We start from the raw sequence: 20,486 nt of genomic DNA on the forward strand, positions 1-20,486 counted from the left end.
ATTGCTTCCCAAAGGCTCGGATGTCCACCAGAACGGGTCAACTCCAGTTGGGCGACCTCTCGTCAGCAGAGCTCGGCCTCCGGTACCATCATGACCGATGATCGGTACTCGGTTGGTTAACCTGGAACGTCCCCATTTTCGCGACAGCGTCTGCTTGGTACACAGGATCACGCCCTTGCCGTTCTGTTTTAGAATACGTTCCCGATGGAACGGTGCCAGCACGCCAACGTTACGGTCTCCCGCTGGAGCACAACGGCTTGGCACGCAGCGGGTGGGTCCTCTCTACTCATCATCCGCGCAGCAACTCGGTGTGCCGCTTCCTTGGCATGTTCGATGGCCTCGTGGCAACAGATCTACTTCTGGAGGATTCGAGCAGTGCGGAGTGCCCTGCCGAGGTGTGGCCGAACCAAGCGTGAAAGATCATCGCATCCGAAGGTTTACGTAGGGCATCTCAAGCTATGAAGCCACCCCGCTGGCAGGTCGTGACCGAGTCCGAGTTCCCATGGGAGCGAAGCGCCCTCGAGTATCTCCGAGACCGGCTACCGGACTACGAGCCGTTTCGCGCATGGGCCAACCTGGAGTTCATAGCGGATGACGGCAGCGTTAATGAAGTTGACGTCCTCGTCGTCTCGCGCAGTCGTATCTACCTGGTCGAGATCAAGAGCCATCCTGGGCGTATCAGCGGGGACGCCGGTACGTGGACGTGGGAGCGCGACGGCCGTAGGAGCAGCTTCGACAATCCGCTTCTGCTGGCCAACCGTAAGGCAAAGAAGCTGAAGACCCTGCTGCAATCGCAGCGCGCCTTCCGCAAAAAGGGTGGCGGGCGGGTCCCCTACATCGAAGCGGTCGTATTTCTCTCGAACCAGGACTTGCGGTGTGATCTGACCGGGACTGCCCGGGCGGGGATCTACCTACCGGACAACAAGGCAGAAACCACACAGGAAAACATCCTGGCGCTATTGCGGGGCGAGCTCGACCAGCGCTCGGCGGCGGCTATCGGTCATGGCCAGTCTCGCCAGATCAAGCAGGCGCTGGAACAGTGCGGGATAAGAAAGTCGCAGCAGCAGAATCGAGTCGGTGACTTTCGCCTGAATACGCTGATTCGTGAGACCGATCTATACCAGGACTGGGAGGCGTCCCATGTCCGGTTCGAACGCTCGCACCGGCGAGTCCGTATCTACCCGTATGCGCTCACCACTTCCGAAACCAGCCGACGGGAGCGTCAGAAGGCGGCAGAGCGAGAGTTCCAGATTCTGGATGGGGTGAAGCACCCGGGTATCCTGCAGGTCGAGCAGTTCACGGAGCATGAGCGCGGGCCCGCGCTCGTCTTCGAGCATCCCGAGGGCGTTGAGCGACTGGATCAGTGGCTGCCGCTCCAGCGCGATACCCTGGACGCCGGTGACCGGCTGGACCTCGTGCGCCAGATCGCCGAGACCCTAAAGTTCGCGCACGGCAATCGACTGTATCATCGCGCGCTGAGCCCCGAGTCCATCCTCGTCTACCGTGACAAGCAACGCGGGCTCGCGCTGAAGCTTTTTGACTGGCAAAGCGCCCGCCAGGGGACGGGTACAGATGGCGGCACGCGGCTCTCCATATCCGAGACGTCGGCGCCGGCCTATTGGGGAGAAAATCAGTCGGAGGCCTTCATCGCGCCGGAAGCGATCGTGGGTGCGGGTTACGACGATCAGCGCATGGATGTCTTCTCGCTGGGGTGTCTCGCCTTTTTCCTGTTCTCCGAGACACCCCCCGCGGACGGTGCCGAGGGTCTGCGCGCCAAGCTGGAGACGGGCGATGGTCTCCGGCTTTCCGACGTCATGGATGCCGCCCCATCGGCGCTGGATGACCTCATATGCGAGGCGACTCGCCCGGAAGCGATGGACCGGCTGAGTGGTGTGGACGAATTTCTGCAGGAGCTCGAGGGCGTCGAGGAAGAACTAACCCGCCCTGACCCGGAGGATCAACCCAACCCGCTGGATGCGCGCCCCAAGGACGTGCTCGACGGCGGCTTCCAGGTACGCCGCCGTCTGGGCAAGGGCTCCACGGCCGTTGCCTTGCTCGTCACTGACCGTGAGGGGCGGGAGGGCGTGCTCAAGGTCGCCCTGGAGCCGCGCTTTAACGAGCGCGTTGAACAGGAAGGCCAGGTGCTTGCTCAGTTACGGCACCAGAACATCGTCGAACTCTTTGATCGGACGACTGTTTCCGGCCACTCCGCCTTGTTCATGGCGCGAGCTGGTACCGAGAACAAGACCGGAACCGAGACGCTGGCCCAGCGCATTCGCGAGGACGGCAAGCTCAGCCTGGATCTGCTGCAGCGATTCGGTGACGAACTGCTCCAGGTGGCCGCGTGGCTGGAGCAGGCGGGCGTCGCTCATCGGGACATCAAGCCGGACAACATCGGTATCGGCGAGACGCCCGGCAAAAAGCTCACCCTGGTTCTATTTGACTTCTCCCTGTCCAACGCGCCACCGGAGAACATTCGCGCGGGCACGCCGCCGTACCTGGATCCCTTCCTCTCCAAGCGTCGGCCGCAACGCTGGGACCTCCATGCTGAGCGGTACGCCGCGGCCGTGACGCTCTACGAAATGGCCACTGGTGTTACCCCGTCCTGGGGGGACGGCTCCAGCGATCCGCTGTTGACTGATGAGGAGGTCTACCTCGACACCGCGCAATTTGACGCCGCCGTGCGCGAGGGTCTGACTCGGTTTTTCCGCCAGGCGCTGGCCCGTGATCCGGCGGACCGCTTCGACACCGCCGAGGAGATGCGAAGGGCCTGGTATCGCGTCTTCGAGCACGTCGACCGCCCCACGCGCACGACCCACGACGACGACATACCGGACGTGGACGCCCTGCTGGACGAGATGCTGCCGTACCTCGACCGCAGCACACCCATCTCGGAGCTCGGCTTGAGCGGCCGCCTTATGAATGCCCTTGGCGATCGTCTCGGCGTCAATCAGATAGACGATCTGCTGCGCCTACCACGTATTCGCCTGTATCGAAACAAGGGCTTGGGCCAACGCACGGTTTCCCAGATCCGGCAATTGGCCGAACGCCTGCGCGAGCATTTCGAGTCAGAGGCCACCACCACCGCCGCCGACGACGACGAGGATGGCGACAGCGTCGGCGCCCCGGAATACTGGAGCCTGGACCGCCTTGTGGCTCGCGTCGTGCACAACCGCATGGAGGAAGAGGAAGCGCGCCTGCTCCGCGGCTTCCTCGGACTGGACGCCGAGGAAGGGGGCGCTGGCGGGAACGAGGGCGGCGAGCCGACAGGCGAATGGGCCGACACCCGCAACGCAGCCCGCCGGCTCGCCGTCCCCCGGCAAACGCTGGAGAGCGCTCTGGACCGGGCGCGCGAGCGATGGGCCAAGCGACAGTGGATGACGGCCCTTCGCCAGGACGTGGGAGAGCTGGTACGCCGCCACGGCGGTGTGCTCACACTGAGCGAGCTGTGTCACGGGCTCGTCAGCATGCGGGGGGCGGCCAGCGACGGCGTGCGCCGGGAGCGCCGGGCCCTCGCCGTGGCGGCGGCGGCCTGCGAGGTGGAGGAGGGCCTGGAAAAGCCGCGCTTCGTTGTCTTTCGAGGCCAGCACCACACGTTTGTGTTGGCCACCGAGCACCTGGACGAAGCCTGGGCGGCCTCCGATGCCCCACGACGCGCCCGCTATGCCGAGGCCCTCGGCGAGGCGGCGGACCGCATGGCCGCCGAGGACCCACTCCCCGCACCGCAACGGGTCATCGAGGCACTACGCACCATCGACGCTCCCGAGCCCGAGCTGAGCGATAACCGTCTGGTCAATCTGGCCGTGGCCAGCTCCAGCACCGCCGCGTTGTCGAGTCGCCTGGAGATCTACCCGCGCGGCATGGACGCCGAGCGCGCGTTGCGCCTGGGGTACGGCGCCCTCATCGGGCCGAGCAAACTCACCGCACGCGCCATCCAGCAACGGATCGCACGACGCTATCCGGAGGCGGAGCCGCTGCCGGATCACCCGCGTCTGGACACGCTGCTCGATCAGGTAGACGCCCAGTTGCGCTGGGACAGCCGTCAGGGGCACTACACCGTTGCCAGCGTTCGGGGGTCGCTGACCGCCGGCGATACCACCCGCGATACGACCGCGGCCGAAAGCCCGGGCAGCGAACGCGTCACGGAGATCGAGCACAAACTCCGTCGCGTGGCAAAGGAGGGCCGCTTCCTCGCCCTGCGCATTGCGCCACGACACATGGTTCGGGCCCAGCAGCGCCTCTCCACCGGTTATGGCCTCACCCCGTACAGCCTGGAGGGCGAACTGCTGCGTGCCATGAAGGCCGTCGCTGAGGCGCGTAAGGCCCGCTGGAGCGTTGTGCTGGAAGCCGACGGGGCGGGGCCCGACGGGGCCAACTGGCCGCGCTTGCTGCAGCTTGTGGCGGAAGCCGTCCGGCGCATTACCCCGTCCGTTATCGAGGCCGATTCGCCGATCCTGATTCTCAACCCCGGATTGCTGGTCCGCTACGGCCACATGGAGCTGCTCAACCGCGTGCGCGACGCCTGTGAGCGCGGGCGGCACCCGGGCGCGGTCCTGCTGATTCCAGGCTCGAGTGCCTCGACGCTGCCGATGATCGACGACCGGGCGCTGCCCATCGTGCACACTTCCGAGTGGCTGCACGCGGACCGTCACTGGCTGAACACGCCCCCCGAAACGGTGAAGGGGTAATCGACTATGGGGGCTTCGAGGGAGCTGCCGAACTCCAACGGCGTGACTCGGGGTCACAATGCATGTTGGCAGTGAGTTCTCGCTGTTGACGGCGGTGGCGCTTTCGTTGGGCGGCTCCCCGACAGAGCTGGATCGATTCGCGCTTTGGTTTCTCGAAGCCCTCAGCTAAACAGTCACACAGAGAATCAAAGCCAATCCGGTTTAGGCCAGACGTAGGGTTTACCGGTTGGTCCGTTCCACCTGTTTCGTAGAGAAGGGGCAACATGGGGGTAGAACTGAACGCGCTGCGTCGGGACCTGCAGCAGCAGGTGGCGAACCTGACCGACGACCTGCGTGAGCGCAGCGAGGCCGTGGCGTCGATGCGGGATCGCCTGCAGGCGGAGTACCGCGAGGCGCGTGACAGCGGTCGCACGGCCGCAACGTACCAGGACTGGCGGGAGGACAACCTCACCCAGAGCGCGGTCGCCTGGGTGCTGGCGGGCGTTTTCGTGCGCTTCCTGGAGGACAACCAGCTCCTGGCCGAGGCGTTCATCACAGGCCCCGGTGAGCGCGCGCGCCAGGCCCGCGAGCGGCGGGACGGCTACTTCCGCGAGCACCCCACGGACACGGACCGGGACTACTTCCTCAACGTCTTCGAGACCGTCGGAGAGCTGCCCGCCATGCGCGAGCTGTTCGACCGGGAACACAACCCGCTCTGGCAACTCACACCGTCCGGCGACGCCGCCCGCGGGCTCTGGGAATTCTGGCGTCGGGTGGTCCCGGAGACGGGCGAGCTGGTCCACGACTTCACCGATCCGGACTGGGACACGCGCTTCCTCGGCGATCTGTACGAGCAGCTCTCCGAGCGGGCGCGTAAGCAGTTCGCCCTGCTGCAGACGCCGGAGTTCGTCGAGGAATTCATCCTGGATCGCACGCTCGACCCGGCCATCGAGGACTTCGGGTTGGAGGCGGTGCGGCTGATCGACCCCACCTGTGGCTCGGGTCACTTCCTCATCGGTGCGTTCCATCGCCTGCTCCAGCGCTGGCACCGCCAGGCACCGGCCATGACCCCGCGCGAGCGCATTCAGAAAGCCCTGCGCGCCGTGGCGGGCGTGGACATCAACCCCTTCGCCGTCAGCATCGCGCGCTTCCGCCTGCTCATCGCGGCCCTGCAGGCCGAGGGGATAGGAAAGGTCAAGGAGGCGCCTGCCTACCAATTCGAGTTGGCCGCGGGTGACAGCCTGCTACATGGCCTGCCATTGAACGAGCTGGCGCTGGACCATGCCGGATCCATGCGGCGCCATCCGAGTTTCGGCCAGGCCTACCGGTCCGAGGATATCGAGGCGCTGAACCGAATCCTGGGGAGTCACTACCACGCGGTGGTCGGCAATCCACCGTACATCACGGTCAAGGACAAGGCGCAGAACGCACTCTACCGCCGCTTCTACGGCGAGGTCTGCCACCGCCAATATGCGTTGACCGTGCCGTTCACGCAGCGCTTCTTCAGTCTCGCGTTGCCGGGCGGTGACCGCCAGCCCGCCGGCCACACCGGCATGATCATCGCGGACTCCTTCATGAAGCGGGAGTTCGGCAAGAAGCTGGTGGAGCAGTTCCTGCCGCGGGTGAACCTGACGCATGTCATCCATACGGCTGGGGCCTATATCCCGGGGCACGGCACACCGACCGTCATCCTCTTTGGCAGCAACCGGGCACCGACGGCGCCCACGGTGCGGACAGTCATGGGGATACGAGGGGAGCCGGGCACACCGTCTGATCCAGCGAGGGGCCAGGTGTGGAGCGCTATCCTCGATCAAGTCGATCAGCCGGGCAGCGAAAGTGACTTCGTGTCGGTAGCCGATCTCGAAAGGCCTACCTTTGCGGCTCACCCATGGTCGTTGGGCGGCGGCAGTATTACTGCGGTGAAGGAGCATGTGGAAGGTAGCGCCCAATCCACAATGCAGGAGTGGGCAACCTCCATTGGATTTGTTTGCATCACCAAGAGTGATGAGGTGTTTGTTCAGGAACCTGACGTCTTCAGGCGTCAGGGTGTCCCTATGAATCTTGTCCGTACCTTCGGGATCGGCGAGGACATACGGGATTGGGCCTTCTACGAGGTCTGGTCGGCGCTGTTTCCCTATACACCGTCCGTTGAGGTAATTGAGCCGCAGGCGATTGAAGGGGCCTTTCCGTTCATGTGGCCGTATCGGACGACCTTGTTCGATCGCAAAGTCTTTGGTGGTAAGACCTATCGCGATGTTGGCAAGGCCTGGTACGAGTACGGCCAGATTCCCGCGGATCGCTTTCAGATCCCAAGATCCATCACCTTCGCCTTCGTCGCCACCCACAACCACTTCGTCCTCGACCGCGGCGGCAAGGTGTTCAATCGTTCGGCGCCGGTGATCAAGCTCCCGGCCGAGGCCAGCGAGGACGACCATCTGGCGCTGCTGGGCCTGCTGAACAGCTCGGTGGCCTGCTTCTGGATGAAGCAGGTGTTTCACAGCAAGGGAGCTGGCGGCGGAAGCCGAGTGGCGGCGGGTTACTCGGCAATGGGCGACGAGAACTGGGAAAGTCATTACGAGTTCACCGGCACCGGCCTGAAGCAGTTCCCAGTCACCGAGACCAAGCCCCTGGACCTCGCCCGGCAGCTCGACGATCTCGCCACCCGGCGGCAGGCCGTCCTGCCGGACGCGCTGAGGGACCGCCTGCCGCTCTCCCGCGATGAGCTGGACGCCTACCGCGCGCAGGCTGAGGACCTGCTCGGGCGCATGATCGCGCTGCAGGAGGAAGTGGACTGGCGATGCTACCGGCTCTACGGCGTGCTCGATCGGGACTTCGAGTACTGCGATGCGGCCGGTCGGCCACAGTCGCCCCCGGCGCTGCGCCTGGGCGAACGGGCCTTCGAGATCGCCATGGCGCGGCGCATGGCCGCTGGCAAGCTGGAGACGAGCTGGTTTCGTCGCCATGGCTCCACGCCCATCACGGAGCTCCCAACGGACTGGCCCGAGGATTACCGCGCCCTGGTCGAGGCGCGCATCGAGCACATCCAGTCGGACCGCTACATCGGCCTGCTGGAGCAGCCCGAGCACAAGCGCCGCTGGAACTTGGATAGCTGGGCAGAGACGGAAGAGGCCGCGCTGCGCCGCTGGCTGCTGGACCGATTGGAGGCGGGGCGTTACTGGGGCGAGCCGGCCCTGCAGACCACCAACGATCTGGCGGACCGGGCGGTGCTGGATGTTGACTTCATGGCGGTTGCGGAGCTCTACGTCGGCCGCAGCGGCGTGGATGTGAAGAAGCTGGTGGCGGAGCTGGTGGCGGACGAGGCCGTACCACTGCTGTCGGTGCTGCGCTACAAGGCGGCCGGGCAGCGCAAGCGTCAGGACTGGGAGGCCACCTGGGCGCTCCAGCGGCGCGAGGACGCCATCGATGCGGAGGTGGCCGCCGAGCTGACACAGGGCGATGACGAGTCGGATGCGGACTTCGCCCAGCGGCTGAAGCGCGCGCAGGATGAACGCAAACGCACCGAGCTGGGCACCATCCCGGTGCCGCCGAAGTACAACAAGGGGGATTTTCTGGACGGCACCTACTGGCGGCTGCGCGGGGCGCTGGACGTGCCCAAGGAGCGCTTCGTCAGCCTGCCCCATTGCAGCCCGGACGGTGACAACAGCCTGCTGGTCGGGTGGGCGGGCTGGGACAGCCTGCAGCGGATGCAGGCGGTCGCGGCGTGTTACACGGACCGCCGCCAGCAGGCCGGCTGGCCCGCGGAGCGCCTGGTGCCATTTCTCGCGGCGATGGATGAGCTGCTGCCCTGGGTCCAGCAGTGGCACAGCACGCCGGACCCGGAGTTCGGCCGGATGGACGAGTTCTTCGAGACCTACCTGACCGGTCAGCTCCAGGAGCTGGGCCTGACGCGGGATGCCATCCGCCAGTGGCAACCGCCGCAGACACGTCGGCGGGGCCGCAAGGCCCAGAGCTGAAGCGGCTGGCTTACTGCTAGACTACAGTCGAATACAGAGTATTCGGATATCAGCGGGGGCCGTGATGGGTGTCACCACCGTTCGATTCCAGCCGGAGGTGGAGCAGGGGCTGGAGGCCATGGCTCAGCGGCTCCAGCGCAGCAAGGGCTGGCTGATCAATCAGGCCATGGCGGAATACCTGGAGCGCCATCAGCGCGAGCAGGCGCGCTGGCAGGCGACGCTGGACGCCGTGGAGTCCGCCACCCAGGGGCGCGTCGCCGATGGGGAGGCGGTGCACAACTGGCTGCGCAGTTGGGGGCAGACGGACGAGCTGCCGCCGCCCAAGGCGGGTGAGTGAGGCGGGTCTATGCTGCGGAGGCCATTGAGGACCTCAGCCGCCTGCGGGCCTTCATCGCCGAGCATGACCCGAATGCGGCCGGTCGAGTGGCGGCAGAGTTGCTGGAACGCCTGGAGACGTTGCCGCGGTTTCCGCGCATGGGGCGGCCCGTCGCTGCTGCGCCGGAGCCGGAGACCGTTCGTGACATGGTCTTCGGCCGCTATGTCGTGCGCTACTCCGTGCATCGGGAGACGCTGGTGATCCTGCGGGTCTGGCACGAGCTTGAGGGGCGGGGCGGGTCATGAGGCGGATAGGCCCGGCAAGCCTGCGACGACGGAATTTGCGGGTGTGCCCATGCAACTGAGCTTTGCCCTCACGCAGCTCGATGGCTATGTTGACAGCCGCCAGGCCCCACCGATGATGCCGCCGGGGCGTGAGCTGGCCTGGTTCACGCTGCGTGGCTTGGCGGTGGGCGAGCGCGCCGAGAATCAGGACAACCTGGTGGTGGTGGATGCTGCGGGCTTTGGTGTCTGCCTGCGTGGGGGCGCACCAACCACGATCAACCGGGACGACTGGCCGGCGGGGCGGCTACGCATCGCGGTACTGGATGGCATGGGGGGCCACGACAACGGCCGCCAAGTGGCCGAGGACGCGGCGGATGCCATTCGGCGGTTGCCGGTGTATGCGTCGCGCGAGGCGCTGGTCAACGGGCTGGATGCCCTGCACGATCAACTCCACGCGGATTGGGGTGCCGGTGTTCGCTCGCCAGGTTGTACGCTGACCCTGCTGGAGGTGGTGGCGGAAGATACCGCGTGGCTCTACCACGTGGGTGACAGCCGGCTCTATGAGCTGGGCTCCGGGGTGGGTCCGCGCTATCTGACCCTGGACCATGCGCCGTCGACGCGCGCCATGCTCGCTGGCGCGATAGACGTCGAGGCTTGGCAGCGGCGGATACACAGGCAGCCGGAGAGCCGCATCAGCCAGGCGTTTGCCATGGGTAATACCTTCGAGGACGAGCGCGGTCGCTTGTCGCCGGGTTTACGGCACCTCACGGCGGAGGATCTGCCGCTGTCGCTGGCGGAGCGGGCCGACTGCCGGACCATAACGCTTCGGCCCGGCGGGCGATACCTGCTAAGCACGGATGGCCTGTGGGCCGTGTCCGATCCGGCGTCGCTGGTGGACCGGCACTGGAAGAAGCTAGCAGGCGACGCACGACAGCCAGACGCGCTGCTGCGCGGGCTGCTGGACGTACTGCAACAGGCCGCCCAACCGGGCGAGTCGGACAACACGACGGCGCTGCTGCTGCAGGTGGCGCCTTCTAAAGGGCAGGGGTGACGGGACGTGCCATGACAAAGATCGCCGAGATCATCGATATTCCCCACGAGGTGCACCAGGGGGACTTCGTGCTGCGACTGACCGAGGGCGTGCAGGATCCGCAGGGCACGCTGCGCAGCTATGTTGTGACGCCGGAGCTGCGGCGCTGCTTCGATCAGGCCATGACGCTGGTCAAGAGCGCCCTCGACGCGCCGGCAAGCAAGGGCGCCTACCTTCACGGCAGCTTTGGCAGCGGTAAGAGCCATTTCATGGCGGTGCTGACCTTGCTGCTGCAGGGCAGTGCGGACGCGCGTGCTATCCCGGAGCTGGCCAACGTCATCCAGCGGCATAACGAGTGGACCCAGAACCACAATGTGCTAGTGGTTCCGTATCACATGATCGGCGCCCGCAGCATGGAGGCGGCGATCCTCGGCCACTACGTGACCTACATCCGCCGCCTCCATCCGGACGCGCCCACGCCACCGGTGTACCGCAGCGAAGGCCTGTTCAAGGATGCCCGCGGCCTGCGGGAGCGGATGGGCGACGAGGCCTTCTTCGCCGGTCTGGGCCAGCAGGGCGGCGGTGATGATGGCTGGGGCGACCTCGCCGGTGGCTGGGACGCGGCCACGTTCGAGTCAGCCATGGCCGCGCCGCCGGAGAGCGAGCTGCGTGGGCAGCTGATCACCGACCTGGTGGACAGCTACTTCAGCCACGCCGGCCAGCTTGCGGGTGATGAAACCCAGGGGCTGGTGGACCTGGATAAGGGGCTGGCCGTGATCGCGCGGCACGCGCAGTCCCTGGGCTATGACGGGCTGGTGCTGTTCCTCGACGAGCTGATCCTGTGGCTGGCGAGCCATGCGTCCGATGACGAGTTCATCAACCGCGAGGGCCAGAAGGTGGCCAAGCTTGTGGAGTCCATGGACGCCTCTCGCCCCATCCCCATCATCAGTTTCATCGCCCGGCAGCGCGACCTCCGCGAGCTGGTCAGTGAGCACATGGGTGGCATCGAGCAGATGCGCTTCTCGGACGTGCTTAACTGGTGGGAGGCGCGTTTCGACAAGATCACGCTGGAGGACCGCAACCTCCCCGCCATCGTCGAAAAGCGGCTGCTGCGGCCCAAGTCCGAGGACGCGCGGGCGCAGCTCGATCAGGCCTTCGAGAAGGCCGCGCAGGTGCGGGAAGGCGTGCTCCAGACCCTGCTGACCCGCGACTACACCAAGGAGCAGTTCCGGCAGGTCTACCCGTTCAGCCCGGTGCTGGTGAAGGCCCTGGTGGCGTTGTCGTCACTGCTTCAGCGCGAGCGCACCGCCTTGAAGCTCATGCTCCAGCTCTTGGTGGACCAGCGCGATCGCTTGGAGCTGGGCGACATCGTGCCCGTGGGTGACCTGTACGACGTTCTCGCCAGCGGCGATGAGCCATTCTCCCAGGCAATGCGTGGGCATTTCGACAACGCACGGCGTTTGTACCGGACACGCCTGCTACCGGTCCTCGCGGATCACTACGGCACCACCGTGGAGGCGCTGGAGGATGGTCAGCTGCCCGAGGGCCAAGAAAAGGCGTTTCGGGCTGACGATCGGTTGGTCAAAACGCTGCTTCTCGCGGCGCTGGCGGAGGGCGTGGAGGAACTCGCCGCGATGACCCCGGCGCGGTTGGCCACGCTGAACCACGGCAGCGTGCGGTCCCCCATCCCGGGCCAGGAGGCCACGGCGGTGCTCCAGAAGTGTCGCCGCTGGGCGAGCCAGATCGGGGAAATCAAGGTCAGCGATGAGGGTACCGACGCCACCGTAGCGCTCCAACTCGTCGGTGTGGATACCGATGGCATTCTCGAGAACGCGCTGGCGTCGGACACGCCGGGCGCCCGTGTTCAGCTCGTGCGGGACATGATTCGCGCCGACCTGGCCTTGAAGGACACGGACGACATGTACCGTTCCCCCGTGCTGGATTTCGACTGGCGCGGAACGCGACGCCGATGCGAAGTGGAGATCATCAAGGCCAAGGAGTTGTCACTCGAGGGATTCCGCCCGCGGGAGACGGATTGGAAAGTGGTCATCAGCCTGCCCATCGGCGATGCGGTGGCGAACGATCGGGCGCAGGTCCAGCAGTTCCAGAGCATCTACGGCGAGTGTTCGACGCTGGTGTGGTTGCCCTCGGCGTTCAGCGCCAAGGCGAATGATGATCTGGCACGCTTGACGGTGCTGGAGCATGTCCTGTCCGGCCAGCGGCTCGCGAACTATGGGAGCCACCTGTCGCAGGCCCAGCGCGATCAGGCGCGGGTGCTGTTGACCAATCAACGCGACCAGCTGCGACAGCGGGTTCGCTCCAATCTGCTGACGGCCTATGGCATCAGCCGGATCAACGAGGATGCGGTCGACGCGGGGCAGGATCTGGATGATCACTTCCTCTCACTGTCCCAGGGCATTCACTTGCAGCCGCCGGTGGGGGCGAACTTCCTGGAGAATCTCCAGCATCTGCTGGATCAAATGCTGGCGGCACATTACCCGGATCATCCGCGGTTCACGGTAGAAGTCCGTCGTGCGGCGCTCAAGAAAGTGTTGGCCGTCGTCAGCCGTGTGGCGGGCCTACCTGACGGGCGCGTGGAGGTGGCCCGGGAAGACCGGGAGGTCATGAACGGCATCGCAGTGCCGCTGCACCTCGGCCAGATGGGTGAGACGCACTTCGTCCTGGGCGACTACTGGCGGGACACGTTCAACCGTCGGATCAACAGCGAGGATGTCCAGCAGCTCACCGTAGGCCGCCTGCGTCATTGGTTGCAGACCGAGCATGCCATGGGGTTGCCGGGAGACGTCGAGAACCTGGTGATCCTGGCGTTCGCCGAGCAGACGAACCGCCGCTTCTACCTGCATGGGGGTGCCGTCGAACCGCGGCTTGACCAGGTGGACGATCAGCTCGAACTACGCGAGCAGCCGTTGCCGGCGCAGCAGGACTGGAATGAGGCACTGGAGCGCGCTGGTCACCTGTTTGGCCTAGCGATGGATTCGCGCCAGCTCAACGCCACGAACGTCGGCCGTTTCGTGGATGAGCTGCGCACGCATGCGAATACCCGGCGAGACGCGGTTGAGCGCCTCAACCAGTCGCTAGAGAAACGCATCGCCGCACTCGGCCTCGATCCGGGCAGTTCGCAGCGGCGACGTAGCGTTGAGGCCGCGCGTACCATTCTCGAACGCATCACCCAGGCGGAGGAGAACGAGGTGATCCGGGCCCTTGCCCAGACCGACATCCCGGGGTCGACGACGGCAGTCGGCGCTTGTATCGGCAAGGCGGGCGAGCTGGCGGAGACACTGGAGCAGTCCGGGGCCTGGGATCTGTTCCAGCGGCTTGCCGAATTGCCCGCTGAATGGACCGCCGAAGCGGAATCCATCATGAGCCCGGTTCACGATGCGCTGACGCGTGATGAACATGTCCTGCCGCTAACGCCCGCGGTCGATGAGGCGCAGCGATCGGCCCTGGATTTGATGACGCGCGCTGCGCGTGGCGGCGGCACACCATCGCCGACATCGCGCCCCCCCAACGCGCCCAATCGGCGAGCGGTGAAGCGGGATCGCCAGCAGGTGTCCGCGTCCGAGGTCGATGAGGTCTTCCGGGCGCTCAAGGCGGAGCTGAGCGGCGTCTCGGCGAGTGCCACGATCGAGGTCTCCTGGACGATATTCGACGAGTCCGGCCATGGCGACTAGGGCGAGCCCTTCGACTGCGCCGTCGAGACAGCTCACGCCCGACCTCATTCGGGCGCGAGCGGAGCAGGTCATCGCGCGACACGGCGTAGAAACCGTGGGGATAAGCGCCACCGGCGAATGGGCGGGCGAGGACGTCATTCAGCTCCAGGGGCAGCGGTGGCCGGTTCGGCGGTGTGATTCGGTGCTCGAGCTCGGTCTGGCCCTTAACGAACTCAATGCACATGGGCAACACGGTGTGGTGTTGAGCCGTCTGCATGAGGCCGACTTGCCCGAGGACATGCGGGCGCGCCTTTGTGGTGGAAGGCTGTACGGGCTTGATCCGTGGGACAGCGTGCTCGCGCTCTTCGCGGCGGACCGACTGGATCCAAGGATTCCCCGTGCGCCGCGGCTCGCTGAGCTGCTGATCAGTAACGTCCCGCCGGAGGGGTATCCGTCCTGTCGCGCTCGATTTCTCGATGCGGATACCGTTTGGCGCTCGCTGTTTCGTCGCTACCTGGGGTTCGACCAGGACCTACTGGACGCCAAGGCGGTGATGAGGTGGCTCCTCTCTGAAGGCGCTGCTGACGCATGGCGACGCATGGATGACGAGGTCCGACAGCTTTTTCGAGGTCGCATCGAGCAACGAGCCGGCAGGCTCGGGCTGCACTTGCTGGACGTGGCGGAGAGCGAGTACGCGGAATATGTGCTCGCTATCGGGCTGGTGTGCGAGCTGATCTTTGACGAATCCGGCTCGATCACGGCTGACCGGCAGCTTGCGGCGGGCCGGCTGGAGCGCTATCTGGCCGGCCAGGCGCTGGCGGGCGCGGCGGGCCGGCGGTGGTTCGCGCTGGCGCGAGATCTGCTCGGTGACCTGGACGAGGCGTCACGACAGACCCACCGGGCGCGCGCTCAGGCCATTCTCGATGAGCTGCAGATCAGTGACGCAGGCGGGGAGAGTCTGGTCCTGCAGCGCGGATATGAGCACCGTCTGCAGCGTTATGCAGACGCGCTTACCAACGCCCTTGATGGGCGCGCTGAATGCTCGGACGTCGGGGCGGCATTGCAGGCGGTCCGGTCCCATGAGCTTAGTCCGGGCGATGAGGGGCGCCTGGAGCGGCTCGATGTTGCCCTGCGATTGTTGCGTTACCTCAATGTTGGCGGTACACGCGGCGCCAATCGCAGTCTTGAGCAACTGGCGGTTAGCCATCGCGACGACGCTAGCTTTGTGGACTGGGGGCGCCGGCTTCTCCTTGGCGGTGATGCCCATGCGGGCGTCAGCGCCGCATTGGAGCGATTGCTCACGCAGTTGCGTCAGCACCGCGAGACGTTGAACAAGCGGTTTGCGGAGGCCTTGGCGAACTGGGATCGGACTTCTTTCGCCAATGGGCGCTTTGTTGGCCTTGAGGCGGTGCTGGATGAGCTCGTGGCACCCTTGGCTCGGCAGTCACCCGTGCTTTTTCTCGTGATGGACGGTATGGATTACGGGGCCTACCGCGAGCTGGAAGCGGACTTATCAGCGGACGGTTGGATCAGTTATGGGCCAGCCGGTAGCGGGCGAACGGTGTCGGCGCTGAGTACGTTACCGAGCGTTACGCGCGTGGCCCGGGCGAGTCTCTTCAGCGGCAGACTCTGTCAGGGCCAGTCCGACTTCGAGCGCAATTCATTCGCGAACCATCAGGGCTTGCTGCACGCCATTGGGTCCGGGAAGTCCAAGCCGACCGTCTACCACAAGGCGGCGCTCAGCGAGGGCGGTGGGGAGTTGGCCAGTGACGTTCGCGAGGCCATTGCCAACCCCAAAAAGCGCCTCTTAGGTGTTGTGGTCAATGCCATCGACGATCACCTGGACAAATCCGATCAGTTGCGCCTGCGCTGGAGTCGCGACCAGTTCCGACAGCTCGACGCCTTACTGGAGTCTGCGCGGGTCAGCGGCAGGACCGTGGTGCTCACCAGCGACCACGGTCACGTGATGGATTGGCACAGTCATCAACCGGTTCAGGCGCTCGCCGGTCGTTGGCGTGATTCCGGAACCGAGCCCGTGGAGGGCGAAATCCGAGTCGCCAATCCCGCCGTCCGCGAGGCGCTCGGAGTCGACAGCGTTATCGTGCCATGGAGCGAGCGTATTCGTTACGTTCGACGGAGCAATGGATACCATGGCGGTGCAACGCCTCAAGAGATTGTCGTCCCTGTTGGCGTCTTCCGCTTCATGGGCAGTGAGAACGCAGTTGAGCTTTCCGGCTGGGACGCGCTGCCGGCGCAGGAACCAGCCTGGTGGGCTCAGGCGGCGGAGCCTGTTCAGCGGGCGAACGCGGCCGAGCCTGCGGCCACTTTGAAAAGCGCGAAGTTGCGTGGAGGCGGCGAAACAACACGCCAGGCGAGTCTGTTCGAGCAACTGGACACCACCTACGGGCCCGAGCAGGACCAAGGCGAACGGTTAGTTGAGCAGTTGCTCGCGTCGCCGACCTATCACCGCCAGCGAAAGGCCGCTGGCCGCATCGCGCCGAAGGAATCGGTCCTGAGGCAGTTCCTCCATGCTCTTTTGCAGGCCGATGGCCGCCTGAGTCGCAAGCGACTCGCGGCCGCCATGGACATACCGGAGCTGCGCGTGCGCTCTCAGTTTGCTGCAATGCAGAAATTGCTGAACGTCGATGGCTATGCGGTGGTCGGCGAGGATGCGTCGGGCGCCGAAATCGTGCTCGACACGGCGCTGCTACGAAAGCAGTTCGAGATCTCCGAGGGCTGAGCCTATGCGTGACATCGAGCACATCAGTCCGGAGCGGCGCGACGAAATCCTGGACGCGTTGCGGCGGGGAACCGTGCCACCTCAGGGTCTTGATGTGCTGGCGGTCGGCCTTGAGGGGTATGTGGACGCACTTGATCGGGAGCTGGCCACGGCGCAGTCGGGACGAGGCGTATTCAAGGCCGTGCGGGGTGAGTACGGCGCGGGCAAGACGTTTTTCTCGCGCTGGCTACAGGAGCGTGGTCTCGGGCGGGGGTTCGCGACAACCGAGGTTCAGATTTCGGAGGCCGAGACGCCGCTTCACCGACTGGAGACCGTTTACCGGCGGCTGGTCGAGCGCCTGACGGTTCAGGGGAATCGGCATGGTGCTCTTCGCCTCATTGTGGATGGCTGGTTCTTTACCTTGGAAGAGGACGTCCTGGCGGATGAGCCGGAGCTGTCTGACGAGGCGCAGCTCATGGAGCGGACGAACGCTCTAATGGAGCGCAAGCTGCAAGAGGTGAATCGCCGTGCGCCGGCATTTGCCGCCTGCCTGCGGGGCTATCGGAAGGCCTTGCTGGAGGGGGAGCAGGCGATCGCCGATGGATTGCTCGCCTGGCTCGGCGGCCAGCCGAATGTCTCCGCTCACGCCAAGCGCTACGCGGGTATCAAGGGCGATATCGACCACTTCGGGGCGATGAGCTTTCTTCAGGGCCTGCTCATCGTGTTGCGTGACTCGGGCTATGCCGGGTTGGTCTGGGTATTGGACGAGGTCGAAACTCTCCAACGTGTCCGCGGCGACGTGCGTGACAAGGGGTTGAATGCCCTGAGGCAGCTTATGGACGAAGTGGATGCCGGTCGCTTTCCGGGGTTGTACCTGATCATGACCGGGACTCCGCCGTTTTTCGACGGCCCGCAGGGCATACAGCGGTTGGCACCGCTCGCGCAGCGCTTGCATGTGGAGTTCCAGGACAATGGTCGTTTCGACAATCCGAGGGCTCCTCAGATCCGGTTGCAGAACTTTAACGAAGAACGGCTTCTGGCCGTAGGGCAGCGTGTCCGGGATCTGTTCGCGGCAGGCTCTGAACAATCTGCGCGAATCCAAACCAAGGCAGACGATGATTACCTGAAAGGCCTGGCTCAGGCGGTGACCGGCAATCTGGGTGGGAACGTCGGCGTCGCGCCGCGCCTGTTCCTCAAGAAGCTGGTGGGGGAGGTGCTGGATCGCATTGACCAGTTTCCCGATTTCGATCCACGGCAGCACTACTCATTGACGGTCGACCCAAACGAGCTAACAGCGCAGGAGCGCTCCGTTTCAGGCGCGACTTCAGTGGACGACATACGCCTGTGAGCGTCGACGCCTTTGAGCGGCTGAACCCAGCCGTCCAGCATCACGTAGTCAACAGTCTCAGATGGCGTGAGCTGCGACCACTGCAGGCTGAAGCCATTGACCCGATCCTCTCAGGGGAGCATGCGTTGCTGCTGGCGCCAACAGCCGGGGGCAAGACCGAGGCGGCTATCCTGCCCGTTTTTTCGAGGATGCTTAGCGAGCACTGGACCGGCCTATCGGTGCTCTATCTCTGTCCTATCAAGGCCCTCCTGAATAACCTCGAACATCGCCTCAGGATGTATGCAGCGCTTTTCGGACGCAGCGTTGGGGTATGGCATGGGGACATAGGAGCGTCCACAAGAAAGAAGCTGCGCCGCCAGCCACCCGACATCCTCTTGGCGACGCCGGAGTCGCTGGAGGTCATGCTCGACTCCGCCTTGATGGACCATCGGACGTTTTTCGCGTCGCTGCGGGTCGTGGTCGTAGATGAGATTCATGCGTTTGCGGGAGATGACCGCGGCTGGCACCTCCTCGCTGTGCTCGGAAGGGTGGGTCAACTCACACCTCACGTGATTCAGCGTCTGGGGTTGTCAGCGACCGTAGGCAATGCGGAAGGGTTGCTCAATTGGCTCACCAAGGGGACGACGAGCGGCTCGCGTCGTGTGGTCTCGCCAGAGGTGGCGGAAACACGTGCTCCCGATGTGACCCTGGACTTCGTGGGCGGGCTAGACAACGCCGCGCTCGTCATTTCGCGCCTATACCTTGGAGAAAAGCGGCTGGTCTTCTGTGACAGCCGGCAACAGGTTGAAGAGCTCGCACTAAGGCTTCGAGAGCTGGGTGTCACGACCTACGTTTCCCACAGCTCGCTGTCTCAGGACGAGCGCCGTCGCGCGGAGGATGCGTTTGCCGACGGACGGGACTGCGTCATCGTCGCCACAAGCACGCTCGAGCTCGGTATCGATGTAGGGGATCTGGATCGAATGATCCAGATCGATGCGCCCGGTTCAGTGGCCTCTTTTCTTCAACGAATAGGCCGGACTGGCCGCCGAAATGGCCAGCGAAACTGCCTCTTTCTTGCCACAACTCGCGCAGGCTTCCTGCGCGCGGCAGGGCTGCTGCATCGCTGGCGGGAAGGGTACGTCGAGCCCATTGTGCCACCCCCGTACCCAGTCCATGTGCTTGCACAGCAGATCCTGGCCTTGGTGCTCCAAGAGGGCGGACTGGTGAGGTCCGAAGTACAGCGGGCCCTTCAGCCGTTCCTCGCTGCCACAGAGATAGCCCCCGAGGAGTATCAGAAGCTTCTGGATCACCTCCTGTCCGAAAAGGTTCTTTTTGAGGTCGATGGCCTGATTTGTCTCGGCGATGAGGGTGAACGTCGCTATGGGCGCAAGAACTTTCTCGAATTGTTCTCGGTTTTCCTGGCTGCTCCCTTGATGAGTGTCATGCACGGCCGCTCGGAAGTGGGCACGGTGGATATGGCCTCGCTCTTTCCTATCGACGCCCAGCCCATTGTCCTGACCTTGGCCGGTAAAGGCTGGCGAGTGATTCACTTGGATTGGAAGCAGCGCCGCGTATGGGTAGAACCATCAGACCGCAGAGGGACCAGCCGCTGGAGTGGGGCACCACCCGGATTGTCTGGGGCAGTGACTCAAGGTGTGCGGGCGGCGCTAGTCGAGCCGGGCATAAATGACTTGCTATCTAACAGAGGTCAAGACGCTCTCCAAGAGGCGCGGGAGGAGTTCGATTGGTTAGACATGAAAGGGAGCTATCTGATTGATGGCATAGCCGGTGTTTCTTGGTGGACGTTCCTGGGAGCGAGCGCGAACACAGCAATCGCGGCAGCACTCAAGAATCAAGGTTCCTCGTGCACAGCTGATGCCTGGCGGATACGATTCAAGCCTCCTATGGACGCCACGGAACAGTCTCTTGCCGACTGCATCCGCTCACTGAACGCTGATCAATTAACCGTGCCCATCGAAGCGTGCGAGCGCCGCTACAAGTTCTCGGACCTACTGCCAGCCCAGTTGGGAGCGAAATTTGCTCGAGAGCGTGGAGCGAAGGCACGTAGAGAGGAAATAGACTGGCTGCTACCGATCGTAAGGGTCAGGGTAGAGTAGCAAGCGGTCATCCGTGTCGTCGTCATGCGCGCACGTGAACGCGGCGAGGGTCCAGCACGGGGCTCACCCACCGCAGATTCTGGTTCTGGTACTCACGAGGTAAGCGGGAAGGGGTGGGGCGCACCCAAGCAGCGAGCGAGTAAGGGCTGCGCGTGGGAGTGCATGAATGACCAAACCACTGTCGGAGACTCCAAATAATTCCTTCATTACCAATAGGTTACGGAGTTTCACCGGCGTGGAAAAATTTCATCTGAAACTGGATCCTACACCACAACGGTGGGGCTCCAGTGTCCACTTCCCCGACTTAGGCCCAGTCATAAATAGAAACTCCAGCATGGCCACGGTCGTTGAGGAACTCGAGCGGCGAGATATCGCCGAGTG

At 64.5% G+C, this 20,486-nt stretch carries 10 protein-coding genes; all 10 read left to right on the forward strand.

Annotated elements, in window-relative coordinates; genetic code table 11:
- The first annotated feature begins 482 nt into the window (after positions 1 to 482).
- Complete coding sequence (gene pglW, locus C516_RS19980; RefSeq protein ID WP_163139445.1) at positions 483 to 4,688, forward strand: BREX system serine/threonine kinase PglW; 4,206 nt, start codon at positions 483 to 485, stop codon at positions 4,686 to 4,688.
- A 263-nt stretch (positions 4,689 to 4,951) separates the two neighbouring features.
- Positions 4,952 to 8,641: a BREX-2 system adenine-specific DNA-methyltransferase PglX gene (pglX, locus tag C516_RS0116990; RefSeq protein ID WP_018719622.1), complete on the forward strand. Its 3,690-nt coding sequence runs from the start codon at positions 4,952 to 4,954 to the stop codon at positions 8,639 to 8,641.
- Between the two features lie 64 nt (positions 8,642 to 8,705).
- Positions 8,706 to 8,978, forward strand: coding sequence for a CopG family ribbon-helix-helix protein (locus C516_RS0116995; protein ID WP_018719623.1), 273 nt, complete (start codon positions 8,706 to 8,708; stop codon positions 8,976 to 8,978).
- A complete protein-coding gene (locus C516_RS0117000; RefSeq protein WP_018719624.1) occupies positions 8,975 to 9,262 on the forward strand; it encodes a type II toxin-antitoxin system RelE/ParE family toxin in 288 nt (95 codons plus the stop codon). Before C516_RS0116995 ends, C516_RS0117000 begins: the two co-directional genes overlap by 4 nt.
- 49 nt (positions 9,263 to 9,311) lie before the next feature.
- The gene (locus C516_RS19985) at positions 9,312 to 10,292 is read left to right on the forward strand and encodes a PP2C family protein-serine/threonine phosphatase (protein WP_018719625.1); all 981 of its coding nucleotides are present in this window, start codon (positions 9,312 to 9,314) and stop codon (positions 10,290 to 10,292) included.
- A gap of 11 nt (positions 10,293 to 10,303) precedes the next feature.
- Positions 10,304 to 13,963: a BREX-2 system ATPase PglY family protein gene (locus tag C516_RS0117010; protein WP_018719626.1), complete on the forward strand. Its 3,660-nt coding sequence runs from the start codon at positions 10,304 to 10,306 to the stop codon at positions 13,961 to 13,963.
- Complete coding sequence (pglZ, locus tag C516_RS0117015) at positions 13,953 to 16,682, forward strand: BREX-2 system phosphatase PglZ (protein ID WP_018719627.1); 2,730 nt, start codon at positions 13,953 to 13,955, stop codon at positions 16,680 to 16,682. Before C516_RS0117010 ends, pglZ begins: the two co-directional genes overlap by 11 nt.
- 4 nt (positions 16,683 to 16,686) lie before the next feature.
- Positions 16,687 to 18,009 carry a BREX system ATP-binding protein BrxD gene (gene brxD / locus C516_RS0117020; protein ID WP_018719628.1) on the forward strand — a complete coding sequence of 441 codons (1,323 nt, stop codon included), beginning with the start codon at positions 16,687 to 16,689 and terminating at the stop codon, positions 18,007 to 18,009.
- Positions 18,006 to 20,105: a DEAD/DEAH box helicase gene (locus C516_RS19990; RefSeq protein ID WP_040409684.1), complete on the forward strand. Its 2,100-nt coding sequence runs from the start codon at positions 18,006 to 18,008 to the stop codon at positions 20,103 to 20,105. The genes brxD and C516_RS19990 overlap by 4 nt, the downstream gene beginning before the upstream one ends.
- 166 nt (positions 20,106 to 20,271) lie before the next feature.
- The coding region (locus C516_RS21440) for a hypothetical protein (protein WP_211210650.1) at positions 20,272 to 20,486 on the forward strand (215 nt) is incomplete at its 3' end.

It is taken from the genome of Arhodomonas aquaeolei DSM 8974 (assembly GCF_000374645.1).
GTDB classification, from domain to species: Bacteria; Pseudomonadota; Gammaproteobacteria; order Nitrococcales; family Nitrococcaceae; genus Arhodomonas; species Arhodomonas aquaeolei.